Annotated in this window: 20 protein-coding genes and 1 pseudogene; 13 read left to right on the top strand and 8 right to left on the bottom strand. The window is 74.6% G+C overall.

Going from position 1 to position 22718, the window contains the following annotated elements:
* Positions 1-94: 94 nt before the first annotated feature.
* The 5 genes from Q3W71_RS30970 to Q3W71_RS15185 all read right to left on the bottom strand — a co-directional run bounded on the left by Q3W71_RS30970 (position 95) and on the right by Q3W71_RS15185 (position 3980).
* Entirely contained in the window at positions 95-1138 is a 1044-nt protein-coding gene (locus Q3W71_RS30970; RefSeq protein ID WP_368050686.1) for a tetratricopeptide repeat protein, read from the bottom strand.
* Entirely contained in the window at positions 1125-1484 is a 360-nt protein-coding gene (locus Q3W71_RS15200; protein WP_302919969.1) for a hypothetical protein, read from the bottom strand. Before Q3W71_RS15200 ends, Q3W71_RS30970 begins: the two co-directional genes overlap by 14 nt.
* 194 nt (positions 1485-1678) lie before the next feature.
* On the bottom strand, positions 1679-2671 hold the full coding sequence (locus Q3W71_RS15195; protein ID WP_302919968.1) for a transporter: 993 nt from the start codon (positions 2669-2671) through the stop codon (positions 1679-1681).
* Positions 2668-3558 (bottom strand): ABC transporter ATP-binding protein, encoded by an 891-nt coding sequence (locus Q3W71_RS15190; RefSeq protein WP_302919966.1) that lies wholly within the window; start codon positions 3556-3558, stop codon positions 2668-2670. Before Q3W71_RS15190 ends, Q3W71_RS15195 begins: the two co-directional genes overlap by 4 nt.
* An 11-nt stretch (positions 3559-3569) precedes the next feature.
* A complete protein-coding gene (locus Q3W71_RS15185) occupies positions 3570-3980 on the bottom strand; it encodes a GntR family transcriptional regulator (protein ID WP_302919965.1) in 411 nt (136 codons plus the stop codon).
* 181 nt (positions 3981-4161) lie between these two features.
* Between Q3W71_RS15185 and Q3W71_RS15180 the strand changes: the two genes are divergently transcribed.
* On the top strand, positions 4162-5037 hold the full coding sequence (locus Q3W71_RS15180) for an SDR family NAD(P)-dependent oxidoreductase (protein WP_302919964.1): 876 nt from the start codon (positions 4162-4164) through the stop codon (positions 5035-5037).
* A gap of 61 nt (positions 5038-5098) precedes the next feature.
* On the opposite strand, the gene Q3W71_RS15175 is transcribed toward Q3W71_RS15180, so the two are convergent.
* Both Q3W71_RS15175 and Q3W71_RS15170 read right to left on the bottom strand, forming a co-directional pair.
* Positions 5099-7153: a glycosyl hydrolase family 28-related protein gene (locus Q3W71_RS15175; protein WP_302919963.1), complete on the bottom strand. Its 2055-nt coding sequence runs from the start codon at positions 7151-7153 to the stop codon at positions 5099-5101.
* Between the two features lie 94 nt (positions 7154-7247).
* A complete protein-coding gene (locus Q3W71_RS15170; RefSeq protein WP_302919962.1) occupies positions 7248-9629 on the bottom strand; it encodes a discoidin domain-containing protein in 2382 nt (793 codons plus the stop codon).
* Between the two features lie 258 nt (positions 9630-9887).
* Here Q3W71_RS15170 and Q3W71_RS15165 point away from each other — a divergent pair, with 258 nt between their 5' ends.
* The 8 genes from Q3W71_RS15165 (at position 9888) to Q3W71_RS15130 (ending at position 17623) form a co-directional block, all read left to right on the top strand.
* On the top strand, positions 9888-10532 hold the full coding sequence (locus tag Q3W71_RS15165; protein WP_302919961.1) for a hypothetical protein: 645 nt from the start codon (positions 9888-9890) through the stop codon (positions 10530-10532).
* A gap of 90 nt (positions 10533-10622) precedes the next feature.
* A complete protein-coding gene (locus Q3W71_RS15160) occupies positions 10623-11357 on the top strand; it encodes a YqjF family protein (protein WP_302919960.1) in 735 nt (244 codons plus the stop codon).
* 158 nt (positions 11358-11515) lie between these two features.
* Positions 11516-12409, top strand: coding sequence for an alpha/beta hydrolase (locus tag Q3W71_RS15155; protein WP_302919959.1), 894 nt, complete (start codon positions 11516-11518; stop codon positions 12407-12409).
* Positions 12410-12670: 261 nt separating this feature from the next.
* A complete protein-coding gene (locus tag Q3W71_RS15150) occupies positions 12671-13456 on the top strand; it encodes an ABC transporter ATP-binding protein (protein WP_302919958.1) in 786 nt (261 codons plus the stop codon).
* A gap of 67 nt (positions 13457-13523) precedes the next feature.
* Positions 13524-14246: an ABC transporter ATP-binding protein gene (locus Q3W71_RS15145; protein WP_302919957.1), complete on the top strand. Its 723-nt coding sequence runs from the start codon at positions 13524-13526 to the stop codon at positions 14244-14246.
* Positions 14247-14271: 25 nt separating this feature from the next.
* Positions 14272-15150 carry a branched-chain amino acid ABC transporter permease gene (locus tag Q3W71_RS15140; protein WP_302919956.1) on the top strand — a complete coding sequence of 293 codons (879 nt, stop codon included), beginning with the start codon at positions 14272-14274 and terminating at the stop codon, positions 15148-15150.
* Complete coding sequence (locus tag Q3W71_RS15135; protein WP_302919955.1) at positions 15147-16262, top strand: branched-chain amino acid ABC transporter permease; 1116 nt, start codon at positions 15147-15149, stop codon at positions 16260-16262. The genes Q3W71_RS15140 and Q3W71_RS15135 overlap by 4 nt, the downstream gene beginning before the upstream one ends.
* 74 nt (positions 16263-16336) lie before the next feature.
* Positions 16337-17623, top strand: a complete 1287-nt coding sequence (locus Q3W71_RS15130) for an ABC transporter substrate-binding protein (protein ID WP_302919954.1) — start codon at positions 16337-16339, stop codon at positions 17621-17623.
* A 108-nt stretch (positions 17624-17731) separates the two neighbouring features.
* On the opposite strand, the gene Q3W71_RS15125 is transcribed toward Q3W71_RS15130, so the two are convergent.
* Positions 17732-18952 carry an acetyl-CoA C-acetyltransferase gene (locus Q3W71_RS15125; protein ID WP_302919953.1) on the bottom strand — a complete coding sequence of 407 codons (1221 nt, stop codon included), beginning with the start codon at positions 18950-18952 and terminating at the stop codon, positions 17732-17734.
* 132 nt (positions 18953-19084) lie between these two features.
* On the opposite strand from Q3W71_RS15125, the gene Q3W71_RS15120 reads away from it, so the two are divergent.
* From Q3W71_RS15120 to Q3W71_RS15105, 4 genes and pseudogenes are all read left to right on the top strand, one after another.
* Positions 19085-19855, top strand: coding sequence for an SDR family oxidoreductase (locus Q3W71_RS15120; protein WP_302919952.1), 771 nt, complete (start codon positions 19085-19087; stop codon positions 19853-19855).
* A pseudogene (locus Q3W71_RS15115) lies at positions 19852-20604 on the top strand (SDR family oxidoreductase); the annotation flags it as partial. The gene Q3W71_RS15120 and the pseudogene Q3W71_RS15115, both read left to right, overlap by 4 nt.
* Before the next feature lie 185 nt (positions 20605-20789).
* Positions 20790-22022 carry an acyl-CoA dehydrogenase family protein gene (locus Q3W71_RS15110; protein ID WP_302919950.1) on the top strand — a complete coding sequence of 411 codons (1233 nt, stop codon included), beginning with the start codon at positions 20790-20792 and terminating at the stop codon, positions 22020-22022.
* 50 nt (positions 22023-22072) lie between these two features.
* Complete coding sequence (locus Q3W71_RS15105) at positions 22073-22684, top strand: TetR/AcrR family transcriptional regulator (RefSeq protein ID WP_302919949.1); 612 nt, start codon at positions 22073-22075, stop codon at positions 22682-22684.
* The last annotated feature ends 34 nt before the right edge of the window (positions 22685-22718 follow it).

The raw sequence follows: 22718 nt of genomic DNA, 5'->3' as shown, positions 1-22718 counted from the left end.
GGCGCGGGCACCGCCTCGTGCCGCCCGGGCGTCATCGGGTACCGCGACGACCGGGAGCGGGTGACCGCGCGTGCCGGGTCGGCGGGCGGCCGGGTCACTCGTCGGCGCCGGCCCGCTGGCGCAGCAGGGCGATCGCCTCGTCCACCCGGCCGTGCTCGGTGAGCAGGGTCAGCAGCAGCGGCAGCGAGCGCCAGTCGTCGTCGGCGACCGCCTGGCGCAACAGGCTCGTCGCCTCGTCGTGCCGGCCCTGACCGGCGAGCAGCGCGGCCAGCTCGTGCCGGGCGCGGGGTTCGCCCTGGTCGGCGGCGATCCGCCAGTAGCGTTCGGCCTCGTCGTCCCGGCCCCGGGCGGCCAGCAGCGCGGCGAGCCGGGAGGCGGCGTGCCAGTCGCCGTGCTCGGCGCGCAGCCGCAGCTCCTCGGTGCGGCCCCGGTCGGCCAGCAGGTCGACCAGCACGCTGCTCGCGCCGGTGGCGCCGGTCTCGCCGGAGTCGGCGAGGTCGCGCAGGTAGCCGGTCGGGTCGGGGACCGCCACCAGGCCGGACGCCTCGGGCCCGAAGAACCGGCTGCCTCCGAACTCCTGCCGGAGCTGGTCGTCCAGGTCGTCGGCGAGCTCCACCATGGCCCGTACGGCCAGCAGCAGGTGGGTGGGCTGGAACTCCTGCCCGAACACCGGGATCGACGCCCAGACGGTGTCGCCGGTGCAGTAGACCCGCCCGATCACCAGGCCGTTGGTGAGGTCGGACAGCCGTTGGTAGAGCGTCTCGGTGGCGTCGACGCCGGTGAGCAGCGGCGAGAAGACGTCCACCAGCGGCGGGTCCTCCTGGGTTCGTACGAAGATCATCGCGGAGCCGGCCCGGATGCCGACATCGCCGTCGGAGTCCACCCGCAGCTGGTCGGCGGTGGTGCCGAGGATGCCGGCCAGCACCTCCCGGACCCGCTCGGTCAGCTTGCCGTCGCGGTAGCGGGTGGCCACCGGCGGCACCGGCCCGGAACCCGGCCGCGGGCCGGCCACCGGGCGGGCCGCGAGCGCGGCGGCGAACCGGGTCCGGGTCGGCGGGGGAACGGTGGTGGCGGTGGTGGCCGGCCGGGCGGCCAGCGCGACGGCGAGCCGGCGCAGGAAGCTGTCACGCGGCGTCATCGTGGCTGCCGTTCGGGCCGTCGCCGCTCGGTTCGGCGGGCCGGTCCGCCACCCGGAGCTGGTCGAACATCTTGGCGATCACCAGGGGCGCGGCCACTCCGAAGGTGAAGCTGGCGAAGGCGGTGGTGGCCAGGCCGCCGGCGCCCGCCGCGGCGGCCAGCCCGGTGCCGGCCACCATCCGCAGCAGGACGGCGAAGAGCACGATCGGCCGGTCCCGCGGGTCCCGCCAGGGCCACTGCCACCGGTGTCCCGACTCGGTCGTCGGGCGCATCATCCCGTAGAGGTTCAGCGCCTCCGCCACCGCGCTGCCGACCAGTCCCCACATCGCGGCCATCCATAGAGACACATCCCTACCCTACTGATCGCCGATCCGGCTCCCGCACCAACCCTCGGCGTGGGGGCCGGGCGGGCCCGGTCGGTACCGCCGACTCCGACGGTAGGCAGCGGGGGCAACCGCGAGCCGGGACCGGACGGGGGAGACCCGTCGGCGTGCCCCGACGACCGCCGGGCGTGGGACGCCCGGCGGTCGTCGGTCACCGGTCAGGCGATCCGCCGGATCCGGCGTACCGCGAGCAGCAGCAGCAGCGCGGCGAGCGCGACGAAGATGCCGGTCTCGATGTACTGGAACGCCCAGTACCGGTCCGCCGGCTGGTAGAGCTGCCAGTTGTAGGCGCCCGGCTCGAGGCCGAGTTCCGCCCCGCAGCGCCCGCCGGTCGGCCCGGTGGCGCCGGGTGGGCAGGCGATCTGCGCGTTCGCCGCCACCATGGTGCCGTCGGCGTCCCGCACGCCGTTGGCGAGGACCCAGTCACCGTGGGCCTGGTGCGGCATCGGGCTGTCGCTCTCCACCGGGAAGGTGCGCGTCCGCGCCGCCATGTAGTGCGGCCGGGCGAACTCCACCAGGGCGACGCGCAGGGCGAGGAAACCGGCCAGGGTGGCCCCCATGGCCGGCAGCATCCGCGGCCAGAGCGTGCCGGCGAAGATCCCGAGCGCGACCGCGAGCACGGTGTAGCCGACCGGGACGAGGCCCTGCATGTCGAAGAAGAAGACGTCGAACCGGCCCTGCCGCTCCGCCTGGGTCAGCGGCGCCAGCCACCACGACATGCCCAGCCCGTAACCGGCCGCCGCGACCGCCGCCCCCGCGCCGACCAGCCCGAACTTCACCGCGGCCCAGCGGCGCCGGCTGACCCCCTGGGTCCACACCAGCCGGTGGGTGCCCTGCTCCACCTCCCGGGCGACCAGCGGGGCGCCCCAGAACAGGCCGACCAGCAGCGGCAGGACGAGGAACAGCACGCCCACCAGGTTGAACGCGCCGTACTGGTTGCTGAACTGGTCGAACGCCCGGTTGCAGCTCTCCACCACGCCCGGCGTCAGCTCGGACCGGGCCAGTTGGCGTACGCACTCGGGGCCGCCGAGGTCGGCGAACCGGTTCCGCATGGCGAGGCCGGTGGGGACCAGCAGGGCGGCGAGCGCCGCCAGGCCGGCGAGGGTGAACAGCGCCTGCCGGCGGTGTTGGCGCCAGGTCAGCCAGATCATGCCGGCACCTCCCACTCGGCGTGGCTGGCCCGGGCCTCGCCGTCGGCGAGGTAACCGAGGATGACGTCCTCCAGGGACACCTCGCGGACCGTCCAGTTCGGGTCGACGACCACCCCGTCGGTGCGGACCAGCAGGGTGGACTGCCGGTCGGTGTGGCTGGCCCGGACCACCGCCGACACCCCGGCGATCGGCTCGCCGTCGTGCCGCGGCCCGACCAGCTGGCGGTGCTCGGCGACCAGGTCCTCGACGGCGCCGATCAGCCGGGCCTGGGAGGCGTGCAGCACGATCAGGTAGTCGCAGACGCGTTCCAGGTCGGCGAGCAGGTGCGAGGAGAGCAGCACGGTGGTGCCGGCGTCGGCGACGCTGCCCATCAGCGACTGGAGGAACTCGCGCCGGGCCAGCGGGTCGAGGCTGGCCACCGGCTCGTCGAGCAGCAGCAGCCGGGGCCGCTTGGCCAGCGCGATGGCGAGCGCCACCTGGGCCCGCTGGCCGCCGGAGAGCTGCCCGACCGGCTTGCGCGGCGGGATGCCCAACTCGGCGAGCCGGTTGCGGGCCAGCGCCGCGTCCCAGCGCCGGTTCAGCTTGGCGCCGAGGGTGAGCAGCTCGGCCGCGGTGAAGTCCCGGTACAGCGGGGTGTCCTGGGCGACGAACCCGATCTCGGCGAGCACCGAGGTGTTGCCGTACGGCGCCGCGCCGAAGACCCGCACCGCCCCCGCGTCCGGCCGCAGCAGGCCCACCGCCAGGTGCAGCAGCGTGCTCTTGCCCGCCCCGTTCGGGCCGACCAGGGCGGCGATGCGGCCGGCGGGCAGCCGCAGCGAACAGTCCTGTAGCGCCCATCTGTTGCCGTATCGCTTACCGAGTTGGTCGGTCTCCAGCACGACGTCCATCCGGTCTCCTCTCATCTGCTCACGCTCTGCTGCGGCGGCCCGGCCGGGAGGGTGGCCCGGATCGTCGTCTCCACCAGGGCGGTGACGTCCTCGTGGCTGAGCCCGGCGGCCCGCGCGCGGTGCAGCCACGCCACCAGGTCGTCGCGGAGCTCGGCCTGGTGCGGCAGCGAGTCGCCGGCGAGTGTGCGCCGGACGAACGTGCCCTGCCCCGGGCGGCCCTCCACCAGCCCCTCGATCTCCAGCTCCCGGTACGCCTTCAACACCGTGTTCGGGTTGATCGCCAGGGCCTGCGCGACGTCACGGACCTTGGGCAGTTGGTCGCCCGGGGCGAGCAGGCCGACCCGCAGCGCCTGCTTCACCTGCTGCACCAGCTGCACGTAGGTGTTCACCTTGGACCGGCCGTCCAGCACGAACTCGATCACCCGGAACGATCCCTCCTATTGTCCTACGGCAGTAAGACTATAGAACAGGAATCCGGTGTCAAGCGTCCTTGTGGACAGCACCCACCCGGCCGTGTCACCGCACCACCGGACGGTCGCCGGTCGTTGACCTTCGCGGGGCGCCGGGGGAGCGCCCGGAGCGGTACGGGGGAACGGAGCGGGCGTGGACGCAGCACATCGTGGGCCGCTGGCGGGGCGTACCGCCGTGGTGACCGGCGCGGCGCGGGGCATCGGCCGGGCGGCGGCGGTGGCGTTGGCGCGGGCCGGCGCCGACGTGGCCGGAGTGGACGTGGCGGCGCCGGTCAGCTCGATCCTCGACTACCCGCCGGCCGGCCCGGCGGACCTCGACGAGACGGGCCGGCGGGTGCTGGCCGAGGGCCGCCGCTGGCTCGCCGCGGTGGCCGACCAGCGGGACGTGGGCCAGCTGCGGGCGGTCGCGGAGCGGGTCGAGGGCGAGTGGGGCGGGCTCGACGTCGTCTTCGCCAACGCCGGCATCCAGGCGTTCAAGCCGCTGCTGGAGATGGCCGACCCGGACTGGCACGACCAGATCGACGTGAACCTCACCGGCACCGCCAACGCGCTACGGGTCTTCGCGCCGCTGCTGGTCCGCCGCGGCGGCGGCCGGATCATCGTGACCTCGTCCACCCAGGGGCAGCACGGCACGAAGTTCGGGGCCGCGTACTCGGCGTCGAAGTGGGGCATCCTCGGCCTGATGAAGTCGGCGGCGCTGGAGTTGGGGGCGTACGGCATCACGGTGAACGCGGTGGTTCCCGGGCTGGTCGACACGGCGCTCACCCGGCACCCCGACCGCTACGCCCAGGCGGTCAGCGAGGCGGGGCGTACCCCCACCGGTGACGCCGGGCGGGACGAGCAGGCGGCGGTCGAGGCGTTGCGCGCCCGCACCCCGCTCGGGGTGCCGTGGGTGGAGCCGGCCGACGTGGCTCCGCTGGTGGTCTTCCTCGCCTCCGACGACGCCCGGATGGTCAGCGGCACCGCGTTCGCGGCGACCGCCGGCGACAGTGCCCACTTCGTCGGCTGACCCGCCGATCCGCTCCGGTGGGGGCCCGGCGCCCGCCGGGGATGCCGGGCCCCCACCGGGCTCACCACGGTGCCGGTGGTGGCGGGGGTACGACCGGGGGCCGGTCGTCGCAGGTGATGGTGTTCGGCAACTGCCAGGGGGCGAGCCAGCCGCCGTCGTTGCCGCCCAGGTCGGTGAGGGCGAACTCGGAGCCGGCCGGGGTGAAGTGGAACGACCCGCAGTTGTTCACGCCGACGGCGCCCACGTGCCGCGCGTCGACGTTCTGGAACGACGCCGAGCCCGCGGTCCGCGCGCTCACCACCGAGGTGCCGGTGCCGTCCACCCGGATGTCCCGGAAGTGCACGTCGCTGATCGCGTAGCGGTCCTTCACCGCCCACTCGCTGACCAGCATGATGGCGTTGTAGGTGTTGTCGAGGTACGCGTCGCCGACCACCTCGATCCGCGCGTCGATGCTGCGGTCCAGCGCGTAGAGCCAGATCGCGCCGAGGCCGATCTTCCAGTTCAGCTCGTAGGTGCCGGCGCGGACGGTGGTGTTGTCCCGGATCCGGACGTACCCGGTGAACGGCTCGGCGCCGAACCGGGAGCCGATCTGGATGGCGCTGCCCTCGCGGACCGGGTCGGCGATCAGGTTGCCGGAGACGGTGTTGTCGGTGCCGCCGTAGAGGGCGATGCCGTTGGCGAGCACCGGGGACTGCACTGTGTTGTTGGCGAAGGTGTTGCGGGCGTTCGCCGACGACTCCGACCACATGGCCAGGCCGTCGTCGCCGGTGTTGCGGACGAAGTTGTGCGCGACCAGCGAGTCGGTGACGCCGGTGTGGAAGTTCAGCGCGTCCGCGATCTGGTCGACGATGATGTTGTTGGTGATCCGCACGTTGCGCATCGGCCCGTCGAACCACATGCCCACCTTGGTGTGCCGCAGGTGCAGGCCGTCGATGGTGGAGTCGCTGAGCGCGCCGCCGATCCCGTTCACCTGGTCGGTGTCGATGCGCTCCCGGACGTCGCCCTCGATCGCGAAACCGGAGAGGTGCACGTTCCGGCTGCCGCCGTCGGCGGCGTCCCGGCCGTAGAAGCCGACGCCGGTGTGCACCGAGCCGTCCGGCGCCGGGGCGGGCAGGGCCACCTCGCGGCCCTTGACGATCGTGTACCAGTTGCCGGCGCCCTCGATGGTCACGTCGTCGACGAGGATGTGCCGGTTCACCTGGTAGGTGCCGGGCGGGAGGTAGACCGGGAGCCCGGTGCGCCGGGCGACGGCGATGGCCCGCTCGATGGCCGGGGCGGCGTCCCGGCGGCCGGTCGGATCCGCCCCGAACGCCAGCACGTTCGCCGCCGCCAGCCGCACCCGCGGCGGGCCGACCAGCTCGGAGTCGAGCAGGTCGATGACGGTCCAGGCGGCGTTGCTGCCGGCGGGGACGGTGAGCCGGATCCGGTCGCCCGCCCGGTAGGTGCGGCCGAGCAGCAGCCGCTGCTCGTCGTAGAAGTGGCTGGGGCGGAAGGGCTTGGCGATGCTCGGGAACGGGGTGGTCGCGGCCGGCACGCAGGAGCACTCGGTGATCCACCAGTCCGGGTGCAGCAGGTCGGCCCGCGGGTCGTTGGTGAACGGGTACTGGTTGTAGAGCCAGGCGTACTGCGAGGTGAGGGTCATGGTGCGGACCCGCTTGCGGTTCACCGCGACGTCCAGCGGCGCGGTGATGCCGCCGCCCTCGGGCGCGTCCGGGATGCTGTAGCGCACGGTGATCGCGTTGGCCGCGGCCGGCAGCACGAACTCCACGTGCTGGCCCGGGGTCAGCCGCACCGCGCGGCGGCCGGAGGCCTCCGACGGCAGCGTGTAGGCCGTCCGGTCGGGGCCGATGACCTCGCCGTCGGTGTACGCGTTCTCCGCCTCCTGCTCGAGGAAGCCGACCCGGGCGCCCCGGCCGGCGACCAGCGCCGGATCGAGGGCGGCCCGGGTCACGACCGGGCGCTGACCGGAGCGGCCGACCGGGTCGGCGGCGGCCGGGGCGGGCGCGCCGGCCAGCACGCCGACGGCGAGCGCGAGCGCGGTGGCGGACGCGACCGCCCGCGCGGGTCGGCTCCGCCGCGACGACCGCGGCAGGCCCGGTGGCACACGTCGGAACATCGGTGACTCGTTTCTGTCGGGTGGTGGGGCCCCGCCGGCTGGCGGAGAGCGGGGGATCGCGGTGCGGGGTCGGCGGGGCCGGCCGGCCGCCGGGTCAGGGGGCGTACACCTCCACCTGGGACAGTTGGCCGGCCGGCCACCCGGTGTTGCCGGTGACGTGCACCCGCAGGTACCGGGGCTGGGCCGGGGGAAAGGTCAGTGTCACCTGGTTGCCGGTCGCCGGGTCGAAGACCCGGCCGGCGGAGGCCACCACCGTGCTCCAGTTGGCGCCGTCCGGGCTGCCCTGGATCGAGAGCGTCTGGGTGCGGGTGGCCCAGGCCGGTGACGGCGGCAGCCGGAGGACGACCCGGCCGACCGCCGTCGGCGCGCCGAGGTCGATCCGTACCCACTGCGGGAAGGCGTTGTTGGCGCTTTCCCAGTAGCTGTCCGGGCTGCCGTCGACCACGTTGGCGCAGCCGTAGTCCTGGGTGTGGCTGCTCTCCGCCACCGGCCGGCCGCGGGCCAGGTCGGTCTGCGGTGTCGCGGTCGTGCTCACGGTGACCGCGTTCGACGGCGGCGACGGCGTCCCGGCGGTGTCCAGCGCGACGACGGTGAAGGTGTAGCTGGTGGCCGGGCTGAGCCCGGTGACGGTGGCGGCGGTTGCGGTGACGGAGGCGACCGGCTGGCCGCCCTGGCGCACCTGGTAGCTCGCCACCCCGTCGGCGTCGGTGGCGGCGGTCCAGGCCAGCGAGACGCTGGTGGCGCTCCGGCCGGTCACCGTCAGGTTGCCCGGCGCGGTGGGTGGGGTGGGGGTGCCGCTCGCCGCGTACGCCTGCACCCGGGCGAGTTGCGCGGCCGGCCAGCCGGTGTTGCCGGCGATCGTCACCCGGACGTGCCGGGCGGCGGAGCCGGGCAGGGACAGGGTGGCGGCGTTGCCGGTGGCCGGGTCGAAGCGGACGCCGGCCGGCGCGGTCAGCGTGCTGAAGGTCGAGCCGTCGGTGCTGCCCTGCACCGACACCGTCTGGGTGCGCGGCTCCCAGCCGGGCGGCAGCGCGAGCACGAGGCGGGCCAGCGGGTGGCTGGCGCCCAGGTCGACCTGCCACCACTGGGGGAAGCTGCCGTTGGCGGCCTCCCAGTAGCTGCCCGGGTCGGCGTCGACGGCGTTGCCGGCGACGAACGGGCCGTGCTGGCTGCTCGCCGTCGTGGGCCGCCCGGCGGCCAGGTCGCCGGTGGGCGGGTTGCCGCCGACGACCGGCGGCGTCGGCCGCACCGGGGTGAGGGCGAGCTGTCCCTTGAGCATCCGTCCGCCGTCGGCGGTGATCCGCAGGTAGTAGTCGGACGAGCAGAGGGTGCCGTCCTCGTCGAGCGCGCGGATGCCCGCCCCGGCCGGCGTGCTCGCCTGCGTCTCGCTGGTCTTGGCGATCTGGTTGCCCTCGTTGAACTCGTCGAACATCGAGATGTAGATGCCCTGGGCGCCGAGCCGGACGGTGTTGTAGAAGTGCCGCCAGTAGAAGTCGCCGTGCCGGCGGTGCCCGGCGGACAGGTCGCCGGGCATCACGCAGGGCTGGTAGTCGATGCCGTGTGCGGCGCAGTCGGCCAGGTCGGGCACGTTGACGTTGGTGTGGAACCAGTCCAGGCCGTCGAGGGTGCCGGTGCGGCCGACCATCCACGGCGAGAGCATGTCGAAGGCGTGGTAGACCTCGGCGAAGCCCGGTCGGGAGTCGTTGATCCCCTGCCGCCAGTAGGTCGGCACCCCGCCGATGACGTAGCAACCCTGCGCTTTGAGCCAGCGCACCACGTCCAGGCAGGGCGCGGGGGCGAAGGGGCGGCCGTCGTCGTTGAAGCCGAAGCCCCAGACGCAGACCACCGGTCTGCCGTTCTGCCGGGCGTACGCCGGGGAGGCGGTGTGCGCCGACATCTTCGTCGTCCAGTCCTCCTTGAGCTGGGACTGCATGCCCGTCCAGCCGGTGACGTCGTACATGATGTAGAACTTGCGCCCGAACCGCTCGGCCGCTGCGCGTACCTTGACCGCCATGGCGTCGCGGGTCGGCCCCTCGTCGCCGAACGGGTTGAACCGCTGCAACGCCGCGGTGTCGCAGCCGTGCTCCTGCATCCAGCGGAAGTGGGTGTCGACGGTCTGCTGGTCGTAGGAGGAGAAGAGCCGGGCCGGCTGGCCGTTGCCGAGGGCGGGGTAGGCGGTGGCGTAGCTGGTGGCGTACTCCCGCACGTCGGGCCAGGAGACGATGGTGGTGTTGGCCGGCGACGGCGGCTGGAACCGGTCGCGGCTCCAGTGCCACCAGCCGCCGATCGGCGCCCCGTCGCCCGGGCAGCTGAACCAGCCCTGGTAGCCGACGGTGATCTTGCCGACCACGTCACCGGGCGGGCTGGCGGCGACCGCGCGCCGGGTGAGGGCCGGCACCAGCTCGGCCGGGGAGACGGCGGCGAGCGCGGAACCCGCCGCGACGGAACCGATCAGCTTGCGGCGGGACAGCGTCATGGCCACCGCTCCTTCACCAGGCCGGCGAGAATTGACGGTCATCATGCCAGTGCCTGACAGGTGACCGCAATACAGAGACTGCTCTTTGAAAGATTGCGCGTGCTTCGACGTAAGAACCAGATGAAGGGGTGGCGCCTCGCCGGCCGCCGAGCGGCGCTGCCGGCGACCGCTGTCGCGCACGCTGTGCGCCGGCACGGGGCCCCGGGGGTGATCATCTGCGGGTACCGTGCCTGCCGGCGAGGGTGGAGGCGGGGCGTGATGACGGGTACGAGATCGACGGGTGTCCGGTGCCGGTTGCTGGGTGCCGCGGTGGCGGTCGCCGGCCTGCTGGCCGCGACCGGATGCGAGCAGCGTGCCGACACCGCCGAGCCGGTGGCGGAGCCCGCCGTGCCGGCCACCCCCGCCGCGATGCGCCTGGACAAGCCGAAACTGCTGCTGGACCGCTGGGCCGAATCGGCCAACCGGAACCTGCACGCGCCGGCACAGCATCGCCTCGGCGAGTTCAAGAAGCTACTGGCCGGTGAGCCGACCAGCGCGGTCGGCACCGCCTACGTCACCGCCGAGGAGGCGTACTCCCCGGAACTCGGCGTCCACCTCCCGGACGGCGGCGGCGTCGTGCTGGTCAGTGGGGTGTCCGGCACGGTCGGCGAGCCCGAGGCCGTCCTGGACGCGGTCTTCGCCGGTCTGCCCGCGGTCGCCGGCGTCGCGCCGACCGCGCCCGGCCCGTTGGGCGGCGTGGCGCGCTGCGGCACCGGCCGGAGCCGGGGCGTCCACGCCGTGGTCTGCGCCTGGGCGGACGACCACACCGTGGCGACCGTGACCTTCCTCGGGTTTCCGGCGACCGGGAACCGGGCCGAGGACTTCCGCCGGATCCGATCGCAACTGGAGCACCCGGCCCGCTGAAGCGCCCGTCCACCGGGCCGCACACCTCCGACCGGCCGGCCGTCTCCCGGGGTGCGGCGCCGGCGGGCCGGCACGGGCCACAATGGGCCGGTGGAGCCCGAGGAGGTGACGGCCGAGGCGGTCCGGCCGCTGCGCCGGCCGGTGCTGGTGCAGCGCTGGGAGGATCTGACCTTCCTGCACTGGCCGGTCGACCCCGCGGCGGTCGCGCCGCTGCTGCCGCCCGGCACCCGGCCGGACGTCGTCGACGGGCGGACGTACGTCGGGCTGATCGGGTTCCGGATGGTCGGGCTCGGCCTGTTCGCCGGTCCGGGCCTGCCCTACCTGGGCACCTTCTGCGAGACCAACGTGCGGCTGTACAGCGTGGACGTCGCCGGTCGGCGGGCCGTGGTGTTCCGGTCGCTGGACGCGTCCCGGCTGCTGCCCGTGCTGGTCGCCCGGGTCAGCCTGCGGCTGCCGTACCTGTGGTCGCGGATGCGCCTGCACCGCGACGGCGACCTGCTCACCTACACCAGTCGCCGGCGCTGGCCGGGGCCGCGCGGCGCGGCCACCGCGTTCAGCGTCCGGGTGGGAGCGCCGATCGCCGAGCCGACGCCGCTGGAGCACTTCCTCACCGCGCGGTGGGGGCTGCACACCCGGGCGTACGGGCGCACGCTGCACCTGCCCAACGTGCACCCGCGATGGCCGCTGCACCGCGCGGAACTGGTGCGCCTGGACGACGGGCTGGTGCACGCCGCCGGCCTGCCCGACCCCGGGTCGGCGCCGGTCAGCGTGCTCTACTCGCCGGGCGTCCCGGTGCGCTTCGGCAGTCCCGCCGCCGTCGGCTGACCGGCGCCAGCCACGGCTGCGCCGTCGGCTGACCGGCGGGGTGCGGCTCCGGGGCGTCGCGTGGACCGCCGGGACTGGTGATTTCACCGATGCGGGCGGCGGCCGACACGCCGAAGACTGACGGGCGTCGATATCCCCGACCACAGGGAGCGCCCGACGTGTCCGTACCGACCACCACCCGTCCCCGTCCCCTCGCCCGCGTCGCCGGGCTGGCCCTGGCCACCGTCCTGACCGCCGCCGGTGTGCTCACGGCGTCCCCGGCGCAGGCCGCCGAGAACCCGTACGAGCGCGGCCCCGCCCCGACCGTCGCGCTGCTGGAGGCCAGCCGCGGCCCCTTCGCCACCGCCTCGCAGAGCGTCTCCTCGCTCAGCGTCACCGGCTTCGGCGGGGGAGTGATCTACTACCCGACCAGCACCAGCGAGGGCACCTTCGGCGCCATCGCCATCTCACCCGGCTACACCGCCGCCTGGTCCAGCATCAGCTGGCTCGGCCCGCGGATCGCCTCGCACGGCTTCGTGGTGATCGGCATCGAGACCAACAGCCGGCTCGACCAGCCGGACAGCCGGGGGCGGCAACTGCTCGCCGCGCTCGACTACCTGGTGCAGCGCAGTTCGGTGCGGAGCCGGATCGACGGCACCCGGCTCGCCGTCGCCGGTCACTCGATGGGTGGCGGCGGCAGCCTGGAGGCCGCCGTCTCCCGGCCGTCCCTGCAGGCCGCCGTGCCGATCGCACCGTGGAACCTGGACAAGACCTGGTCCGACGTCCGGGTGCCGACGCTGATCATCGGCGGTGAGAGCGACAGCATCGCCCCGGTCTCCTCGCACTCGGAGCCGTTCTACAACAGCATTCCGGCCTCGTCCGAGAAGGCGTACCTGGAGTTGAACGGGGCGAGCCACTTCTTCCCGCAGACGGTCAACACGCCCACCGCCCGGCAGATGGTCGCCTGGTTGAAGCGGTTCGTCGACAACGACACCCGCTACGAGCCGTTCCTCTGCCCGGGGCCGAGCGGCTTCGAGATCGAGGAGTACCGCAACACCTGCCCGAGCGCCTGAGTCTCCACGGGGCGCGCCGCCCCACGGCCCGGCCCGTCGCCGCCTCGCGCGGCGGCGGGCCGGCGCCGCATCTGGAGTGCAGAATGCGCCGTGATCCGGCTGACCGGCCGGTGCCGCGCCATCGCTCTCGACGGCCCGGCGGATCCGGGGTGGATCGTTGATCCGGGGCGGGCGGCGGGGGCATCGAAGGTATTGACGCGGCACCCGAGAAACGTACACTCCCAGTGTAAATAACGCCCCACCGTCACGAGGGATGGGTCAATGGAGCAAGGGCTCGCGCTGCACCACATCGGGGTGCGCTTCGGCGGCCTCACCGCCCTCGACGACGTCTCGCTGCGGGTGCCGCCCGGCCGGGTGGTCGGCGTGATCGGTCCCAACGGCGCCGGCAAGACCACCCTGTTCAACGTGGTCTGCGGCTTCGTGCCGCCGGACGCCGGCACGATCACCCTGGACGGCCGGCCGCTGCGCCCCCGGCCGCACCGGCTGACCCGGCTCGGCATCGCCCGCACGTTGCAGGGCACCGGGCTCTTCGCCGGGCTCACCGTGGTGGAGAACGTAATGGCCGGCGCCACGCACACCGCCCGCGCGGGCTTCCTCCCGGCGCTGCTCGGCCTGCCACGCAGCGACCGGGACGAACGCCGGCTACGCCAGGACGCCCTCGACGTGCTCGACAGCCTGGGCATCGCCGGGCACGCCGACGCCGCGCCCGGCACCCTGCCGTTCGCCGTACGCCAGCGCGTCGCGCTGGCCCGCGCGCTGGCCGCGCGTCCCCGCCTGCTCCTGCTGGACGAGCCGGCCGGCGGGCTCGGCGGCGACGACATCACCGAGCTGGCGGAGCTGGTCCGGCAACTACCCCGGCGGGACACCGACCCCTGCGCGGTGCTGCTGGTGGAGCACCACATGGACCTGGTGATGTCGGTCTGCGACGAGATCGTGGTGCTCGACTTCGGCCGGGTCATCGCCGCCGGCACCCCCGACGAGATCCGCGACGACCCGGCCGTCACCGACGCCTACCTCGGCGCCGCCGTCGACGAGGCGGCGGCATGAGCGAGCGGATCGTCAGGCTCAGCGCGGTGGTGCCTGGTGCCGGCTCGCAGCGGAGCGGAGTGCCGGCATGAGCGGCGACGATCTGCTGGTGGTGCGCGGGCTGGTGGCCGGCTACGGCGCCGCGCCGGTGCTGCACGGGGTCGACCTCACCGTGCCGGCCGGCACCATCGCGGCGGTGGTGGGGGCCAACGGGGCGGGCAAGACCACCCTGCTGCGCGCCCTCTCCGGCATGCTGCGCCCGCTCGCCGGCCGGGTCGCGCTGGCCGGGGACGACCTGCGCGGCGTCCCGGTGGAGCAGCTGGTCCGGCGTGGCATGGCGCACGTGCCGGAGGGGCGGGGCGTGGTCGGTGAGCTCACCGTAGACGAGAACCTGCGGCTCGGCGGGTTGTGGCGGCGCGACCGGGCCGACGCGACGCGCGCCCTGGACGAGGTCTACCAGCTGTTCGAGCCGCTGGCCCGGCGCCGGCGGCACCTCGGCCACCAGCTCTCCGGTGGCGAACGGCAGATGCTGGCCCTCGGCCGGGCGCTGGTGGGCCGGCCCCGGCTGCTGCTGCTCGACGAGCCGTCCCTGGGCCTGGCGCCGCGGGTGGTCGCGCAGACCATGGCGCTGCTGCGCCAGCTGCGCGAGGCCACCGGGCTGACCGTGCTGCTGGTCGAGCAGAACGTGCGCAGCGCGCTGTCGGTCGCCGACCAGGGCGTGGTGATGGCGCTGGGCCGGGTGGTCAGCACCGCCCCGGCCGCCCGGCTGCGCGACGACGACGACCTGCGCCACGCCTACCTCGGTTTCTGACCACCTCGTCCCCCCGGGAGGACTGTTGGACCGCTTCGTCTTCCTCACCCTCGACGGCCTGTCCCGGGGTGCGGTCTACGCCGCGTTCGCGCTGGCCCTGGTACTCATCTGGCGGGCCGCCCGGATCGTCAACTTCGCCCAGGGCGCGATGGCCGTGGCCACCGCGTACGTCGCCTACAGCGTGTCGGCCGCGACCGGCTCGTACTGGCTGGGCTTCCTGGCCGCGCTCGCCGCCGGGCTGCTGCTCGGCGCCGCTGTCGACCTGGCGGTGATGCGCTTCGTCGACCACCGGTCGCCGCTCAACCCGGTGATCGTCGCGCTCGGCCTGGTGCTGCTGATCCAGGCGGTCCTCGGCATGGTCTACGGCAACGAGTTCCTGCCCGCCGAGGCGCCGTTCTCCCGGTCCGCGCTCACCGTGGCCGGGGTCGCCGTGCTCTCCCCGTACGACCTGTTCGCGTTCGCGGCGGTCGGGGTGGTGGTGGTCGGGCTGGCCTGGATCTTCACCCGCACCGCGGTCGGGCTGCGGATGCGCGCCGCGGCGTTCGCCCCCGAGGTGTCCCGGCTGCTCGGGGTCAACGTCGGCGGCATGCTCACCCTCGGCTGGGCGCTGGCCTCCGGGGTCGGCGCGCTGGCCGGCATGCTGGTCATCCCCACCGAGCTGGGCCTGCACCCGCACGCGATGGACCTGGTCTTCGTCTCCGCGTTCACCGCCGCCGTGGTGGGCGGGCTGGACAGTCCACCGGGGGCGGTGGTCGGCGGGCTCGCGGTGGGCCTGCTGCTCTCCTACGTCAGCGGGTACGCCGGCAGCGACCTCACCCCGCTCGCCGTGCTCGTGCTGCTGCTGGCGGTGCTGCTGGTCCGTCCCGGCGGGCTGTTCGCCCCGGTCGCCGCGAGGCGGGTGTGAGCGCCACCCGGGCGGCCGCGCCGCCGCGTACCCCGGCGCCGGACGCGGGCCCCGGACCGGCCGGCGGGCGCCGCGTCCCCACCCTGCTGCGCCACCTCGCCGTCGCGGCGGTCGCCGCGCTGCTGCTGACGGCGGTCAGCTACGGCCTGGACCCGTTCCGCAACTTCCAGCTCGCCACCGTGGCGGCCTACCTCTGCGCCACCGCCGGGCTGACCGTCCTGACCGGACTCAACGGGCAGCTCTCGCTGGGGCACGGCGCGTTGATGGCCACCGGCGCGTACACGGTGGCCTTCTGCCAGACCGCGTTCCTCGACGCCGGACTCACCGGCGGCTGGTGGCTCGCCCTCTCGCTGGCCGCGGCGGTGCTGGCCGCGCTGGCGGTCGGCGCCGTGGTCGGCGTGGCCGCGGCCCGGCTGCGCGGGCCGTACCTGGCCGGGGTGACGCTGGCCGTCGCGGTGGTGGTGCCGGCGCTGACCGTCACCTTCGACGGCGTCTTCAACGGCGAGCAGGGGCTGTCGGTGCCGGTGGAGCCGCCACCGGCCGGGCTCGGCCCGTACTTCCCCTACGAGCGCTGGCAGCTCTGGGTCGCCGCGGCGGCCACCCTGCTCGCCCTGGTGCTGCTGGCCAACCTGGTCCGCAGCCGGTACGGCCGCACCTTCCGGGCGGTACGCGACGACGAGGTCGCCGCCCGCCTCGCCGGCATCCACGTGGCCCGCACCCAGGTGCTCGCCTTCGTGGTCAGCGCGGCCGGCGCCGGGCTCGGCGGCGCGCTGCTCGCCGTGCTCGCGCAGAGCGTCTCGCCCGGGGCGTTCTCGCTGACCCTGTCGCTCTTCCTGCTGATGGCGGTGGTCATCGGCGGGCTGGGCAGCCTCGCCGGCGCGCTCTGGGGCGCCGTCCTGCTGGTGGTCCTGCCCGACCTCACGCACACCCTGACCGAGCAGTTCACCCTCTCCCCAGCCGTGGCCCAGCGGATGGAGGGCAACCTTCCGCTGGCCATCTTCGGGGTCACCCTGATCGTCGTCATGATCGCCGCGCCCGGCGGCGTGCAGGGCCTGCTGGCCCGCCTCGGCCGGGCGCTGGCCGCCCGGCTGCCGGGCCGCCGGCGGTCCTGAACCGGTCCGGCGCCCCGTCCGCACCCGCTCCACCCACCCACCAGAAACCGGACCGAGGAAAGGTCGGTGTCCCCATGCCACCCTCGACACGACGTGGTCTCGCGATCGCCACCGCCATCGCCCTGCTCGCCACCTCCGCCGCGTGCAGCGGCGACGACGGCGGGTCGCCGGGACGCGGGCCGGTGCCCGGCGTCACCGACACCGAGATCGTGGTCGGCACCCACATGCCGCTGACCGGCCCGGCCTCGGCCGGCTACTCCAAGATCGCGCCAGCCACCAAGGCGTACTTCGACTACGTGAACGCCAACGGCGGCGTGCACGGCCGGAAGATCACCTACAAGATCATGGACGACGGGTACAACCCGGCGAACACCCAGCAGGTGGTCCGCCAGCTGGTCCTGCAGGACAAGGTCTTCGCGGTGCTCAACGGGCTGGGCACGCCGACCCACACCGGGGTGCTCGACTTCCTCAAGAGCAACCGGGTGCCGGATCTCTTCGTCGCCTCCGGCAGCCGCAGTTGGGACCAGCCGGACAAGTATCCGGGCACCTTCGGGTTCAACCCCGACTACACGGTGGAGGGCAAGATCCTGGCGAACCACGTGAAGACCGCGCTGCCCGGCAAGAAGGTCTGCTTCCTCGGCCAGGACGACGACTTCGGCCGGGACAGCCTGGCCGGGGTGGAGCAGGTGCTCGGCGCGGGCGCGGTGGTGGCCAAGCAGACGTACGTCACCAGCAACACCAACGTGGCGCCGCAGATCGGCGCGTTCAAGGCCGCCGGTTGCGAGGTGGTCGTGCTGGCCACCGTGCCCGGCTTCACCGCCCTGGCCGTCGGCACCGCGGCCCGGCTGGGCTTCAAGCCGCAGTGGCTGGTCTCCAACGTCGGTGCCGACCACCCCACCCTGGCCAAGCAGCTCGGCGAGGCCGCGCCGCTGCTGGAGGGCATGATCGGCGTCAACTACCTGCCCATGCAGAACGACACGGCGAACCCGTGGATCCAGCTCTTCACCAAGGTGAACAAGGAGCACAACGGGGACGCGCCGTTCGACGGCAACACCGTCTACGGGATGGCCGTCGGCTACCTCTTCGTGCAGGTGCTCCAGGCCGCCGGCAAGGATCTCACCCGGGAGTCGGTGCTGGCGGCGGTCAGCAGGGGCGGCTACCAGGGCCCGGGGCTGGCGCCGCTGCGCTTCTCCGAGACCGACCACTCCGGCTACGGCGGCGAGCGGCTGACCCGGGTCAGCGGCGGCGTGCAGGCGTACTTCGGGCCGGCGTACGAGACCGACGAGGGTGACGGCCCGGTGCGGGAGTACACCGCCGCCCCGGTCACCCCGCCGGCCAACGGGATCCCCACCGCGTCCTGAACCCGGCGCCGGGCGCGGTCGGCTCGACCACGTCCGTCCTCGGGCCGGCCGGGCCCGGCCGGGGTCGACCGGGCCCGGCACCGTGGTGCCGGGCCCGGTCGGCTCTGGTCAGCTGAGCCGTTCGACGATCATCGCCATGCCCTGGCCGCCGCCGACGCACATGGTGGCCAGCCCGATCTGCCGGTCGTGCCAGCGCAGCGAGTTGAGCAACGTGGTGGTGATCCGGGCGCCGGTCATGCCGAACGGGTGCCCGACCGCGATCGCGCCGCCGTTGACGTTGAGCCGGTCCCAGTCGACGCCGAGCTCGCGGGCACTGGGCAGCACCTGGGCCGCGAACGCCTCGTTGATCTCGACCAGGTCGACGTCGGAGATGGACATCCCGGCCCGGCGCAGCGCCCGCCGGGACGCCTCCACCGGCCCCAGCCCCATGATCTCCGGGGAGAGGGCGCTCAGGCCGGTGGCGACGATCCGGGCCAGCGGGGTGATGCCCAGTTCCCGGGCCCGCACGTCGGACATCACGACGAGCGCGGCGGCGCCGTCGTTGAGCGGGCAGGAGTTGCCGGCGGTCACCGTGCCGTCCGGCCGGAACACCGGCGGCAGCGCCGCCACCGCCGCCAGGGTCACCCCGGGGCGCGGTCCGTCGTCGGCGGCGACCACCGCGCCGCCCGGCACGGTGACCGGGGTGATCTCCCGGGCCCAGAAGCCGTCGGCGATCGCCTTCTCGGCCAGCAGTTGCGACCGGACGGCGAACTCGTCCTGGCTCTCCCGGGAGACCCCGCGCAACTGGGCCACGTTCTCCGCGGTCTGTCCCATGGCGACGTAGACGTCCGGCAGTTCGCCGTCCTCGCGCGGGTCCTGCCAGTCCGGGGCCGCGCCGGCGGCCCGCGCGGCGGTCCGCGCCGTCGCGTCGCCGAACCGCGGGTTGGTGCTGTCCGGGTGCCCGTCGCTGCGTCCCCGGTGGTACCGGGAGACGCACTCCACCCCGGCCGAGACGAACGCGTCGCCCTCACCGGCGCGGATGGCGTGCAGCGCCATCCGGGTGGTCTGCAACGACGAGGAGCAGTACCGGTTGACGGTGGTGCCGGGCAGGTGGTCCAGGCCGAGCAGGACGGCCACCACGCGGGCGAGGTTGTAGCCCTGCTCGCCGGCGGGCTGGCCGCAGCCGAGCATCAGGTCGTCGATCCCGGCCGGGTCCAGTTGGGGCACCTGGTCCAGGGCAGCCCGCACGATGGTGGCGGCCAGGTCGTCGGCGCGTAGGTCGCGCAGGGAGCCCTTGTTCGCCCGGCCGATCGGTGATCGGGCGGCGGCGACGATGACGGCTTCCGGCATGGTGGGTCCTTTCCGGGGGAGAGATATATGCACCGACGGTGCGGTTACCGCTGTGGCCGTGTCAACGGATTGTGAGATGGTCATCGGCATCCGTCGTTGACGCGCCAGGCCCCGGCTCCTACTATCTGCATCGTGAATGCAGATTCAGCCCGGTTGGCCGGTCGGGTCGCCCTGGTCACCGGGGCCAGCCGTGGCATCGGCCTGGCCGTCGCCCGCCGGCTGGTCGCCGAGGGCGCCCGGGTCGGCCTGACCGCCCGCCACCCCGAGGCGCTGGCCGAGGCGGTCGCCGAGCTGGGCGGGCCGAGCCGCGCGGTGGCGGTGGCCGGCCGGGCCGACGACGCCGAGCACCGCCGGGCGGCGGTGCACCGGGTCACCGAGGCGTTCGGGCCGGTGGACGTCCTGGTCAACAACGTCGGCATCAACCCGGTCCACGGGCCCCTGGCCGAGCTGGACCTGGCCGCGGCCCGCAAGATCCTCGACGTCAACCTGGTCGGCACGCTCGGCTGGGTGCAGGAGGTCCGCGCCGCGGGGATGGCCGAGCGGGGCGGCTGCGTGGTCAACGTCTCCTCGATCGCCGGGCTGACGCCGTCACCGGGCATCGCGTTCTACGGCGTCAGCAAGGCCGCCGTCAACCACCTCACCGCCTGCCTCGCCGTCGAACTGGCCCCGGCCATCCGGGTCAACGCCGTCGCCCCCGCCGTGGTGAAGACCCGGTTCGCGGCCGCGCTGCACGAGGGCCGGGAGGCGGAGGTCGCCCGGGCGTACCCGCTGGGGCGGCTCGGCGTACCCGAGGACGTGGCCGGCGCGGTCGCCTTCCTCGCCTCCGCCGACGCGGCCTGGATCACCGGGCAGACCCTGGTCCTCGACGGCGGAGTCGGCCTCGCCGGCCGGATCGCCGGATGACCGCGCCCGCCGCGCCCCGCGGTCTGGTCGTGGCCGGGGCCGGCGTGGTGGTGACCGGGGCGGGCTCCGGCATCGGCGCGGCGCTGGCCACCCGGTTCGCCGCCGACGGCGCCCGGGTGGTGGTCAACGACGTCGATGCCGCGGCGGCCGAGGAGGTGGCGGCGCGGATCGGGGCGTACGCCTGCCCCGGTGACGCGGCCGACCCGGCCGGGGTGGCCGCCCTGGTCGGCTTCGCTCGCGACCGCCTCGGCGCGGTCGACCTGTTCTGCGCCAACGCCGGGGTGGCCCCGCCCGGCGGCGCCGACGCCCCGGACGAGGCGTGGGAGCGGGCCTGGCGGGTGAACGTGATGGCGCACGTGCTCGCCGCACGCGAGCTGCTGCCGCACTGGCTCGCCGCCGGCCGTGGCCGGCTGCTGGTCACCGCCTCCGCGGCGGGCCTGCTCACCCTGCTCGGCAAGGCGCCCTACTCGGTGACCAAGCACGCCGCGCTGGCCTTCGCCGAGTGGCTGCGGGCGAGCTACGCCCACCGCGGGATCACCGTCCAGGCGCTCTGCCCGCAGGGGGTCCGTACGCCGATGCTGGCCGCCGCCGACGACACCAGCGCCGCCCTGCTCGACGCCACCGCGGTCAGCTGCGAGCAGGTGGCCGACTGCGTCAGCGCGGCGCTGGCCGACGACCGGTTCCTGGTGCTGCCACACCCGGAGGTGGCGGCCTGGTACGCGCGCCGCGCCGCCGACCCGGACCGCTGGCTGCGCGCGATGAACCGCACCCAACGCGAGGTCGAGCGGCGCGGCACCGACCGGCCCGACCCGCGGCCGGAACCGCCTGACCCCGACCCGCGGCCCGCGCCGCCCGGCCTCGACCCGCGGCCGGAACCGGCCGACCTCGACCCGCGGCCGGCGGCGGCCGACCCCGACCCGCACCGGAGTGCCTGATGGACTTCCGCTACGACGAGACCACCGAGCGGCTGCGCGAGGAACTGCTCGCCTTCATGGCCGAGCGGATCTACCCGGCCGAGCCCGTCTTCGCCGACCAGTCGGCGGCGCGGGTCGACGCGTGGGGCGCCCCGCCCGTGGTCGCCGAACTGCAGGCCGAGGCCCGCCGGCGCGGCCTGTGGAACCTCTTCCTCCCCGGCGAGCACGGCGCGGGCCTGACCAATCTCCAGTACGCCCCGCTGGCCGAGATCACCGGCTGGTCGCCCGGGCTCGCCCCGGTCGCGCTGAACTGCGCGGCCCCGGACACCGGCAACATGGAACTGCTGGCCCTGTTCGGCACCCCGCAGCAGCGGGAGCGCTGGCTCGAACCGCTGCTGGACGGGCGGATCCGCTCCGCGTTCGCGATGACCGAGCCGGCCGTCGCGTCGTCCGACGCCACCAACATCGCCACCCGGATCGAGCGCGACGGCGACGAGTACGTGGTCAACGGCCGCAAGTGGTTCGTCACCGGCGCGCTCGACCCGCGCTGCGCGGTCTTCGTCGTGATGGGACGGACCGACCCGGACGCGCCCCGGCACCGGCAGCAGAGCCAACTCCTGGTGCCCCGCGACACCCCGGGCGTCACCGTCCGCCGGGGCCTGCGCACCTTCGGGTACGACGACAGCGACCACGGCGGCCACGCCGAGATCGACTTCGTCGACGCCCGAGTGCCGGTGGGCAACCTGATCGGGGCGGAGGGCGACGGCTTCGCCATCTCGCAGGCGCGGCTGGGGCCGGGCCGGGTGCACCACTGCATGCGGCTGCTCGGCATGGCCGAGCGGGCCGTCGAGCTGATGTGCCGGCGGGTCGCCGACCGGCACGCGTTCGGCGGGCCGCTGGCGGCGCAGGGGGTGGTCCGGGACTGGATCGCCGAGGCGCGCGTCCGGCTGGAGCAGGCCCGGCTGCTGGTGCTCAAGACCGCCTGGCTGATGGACACGGTCGGCAACCGGGCGGCGCACACCGAGATCCAGGCGATCAAGATCGCCGTGCCGGAGACCGTGCAGTGGGTGATCGACCGGGCCGTGCAGGCCCACGGCGCGGCCGGGGTCAGCCAGGACACGCCGCTGGCCCAGCTCTGGGTGAAGGCCCGCGCGCTGCGGCTGGCCGACGGCCCGGACGAGGTGCACCGGCAGTCGTTGGCCCGCCGGGAGCTGCGCCGGCACCAGCCGGGCCGGCCCGCGGCCCGCGGCTAGACTCCCGAGGCGGTGGAGACGACGTGGCAGCGGTGAGAGGGAGAGCGCGGATGGGCGGGGCCGACGCGCCGGGCCGGGTCGACGGGCGGACCGCCCGGGCGGAGCGGACCCGGGCGGCGATCGTCGAGGCGCACCTCGCGCTCATCTCCGAGGGCGACCTGCGGCCGACCGGCGAGCGCATCGCCGAACGGGCCGGCATCTCGCTGCGCACGCTCTGGACCAACTTCAAGGACATGGAGACGCTCTTCGAGGCCAGCGGCGCGGAGGTGCTCCGCCAGCAGGACGCCGCGTACCGGCCGATCTCGCCGACGCTGCCGCTGGCCAAGCGGGTCGACGCCTACTGCCGGCAGCGGGCCCGGCTGCTCCAGCTCGTCGCGCCGTCGGCCCGGGCCGCCCAGATGCGGGAGCCGGTCTCCGCCCAGTTGCACCGCAACCGGCTCAAGCACATCGACCGGGTGCGCGACGAGGTCGAGCAGCTCTTCGCGGCCGAGCTGGCGCAGGCCGGGCCGGGCCGGGAGCAGCTCGTGCACGCGCTGGTGGCGGCGAGCATGTGGCCGGCCTGGTCGATGCTGCGCGACGGGCTGGGGCTGGGCGTGGACCAGGCCCGGGCGGTGATGGCCCGCACCGTGGGTGCGCTGCTGGCCGACGTGGCCGGCCCCTGACGGGCTGTCGCGGCCGGCCCGGCAGCCCAGCCCA

Origin of the sequence: Micromonospora sp. C28SCA-DRY-2 (assembly GCF_030519475.1) — a bacterium.
In the GTDB taxonomy this organism is placed as follows: Bacteria; Actinomycetota; Actinomycetes; order Mycobacteriales; family Micromonosporaceae; genus Micromonospora.
This window is presented reverse-complemented; position numbering and strand designations above follow the sequence as displayed.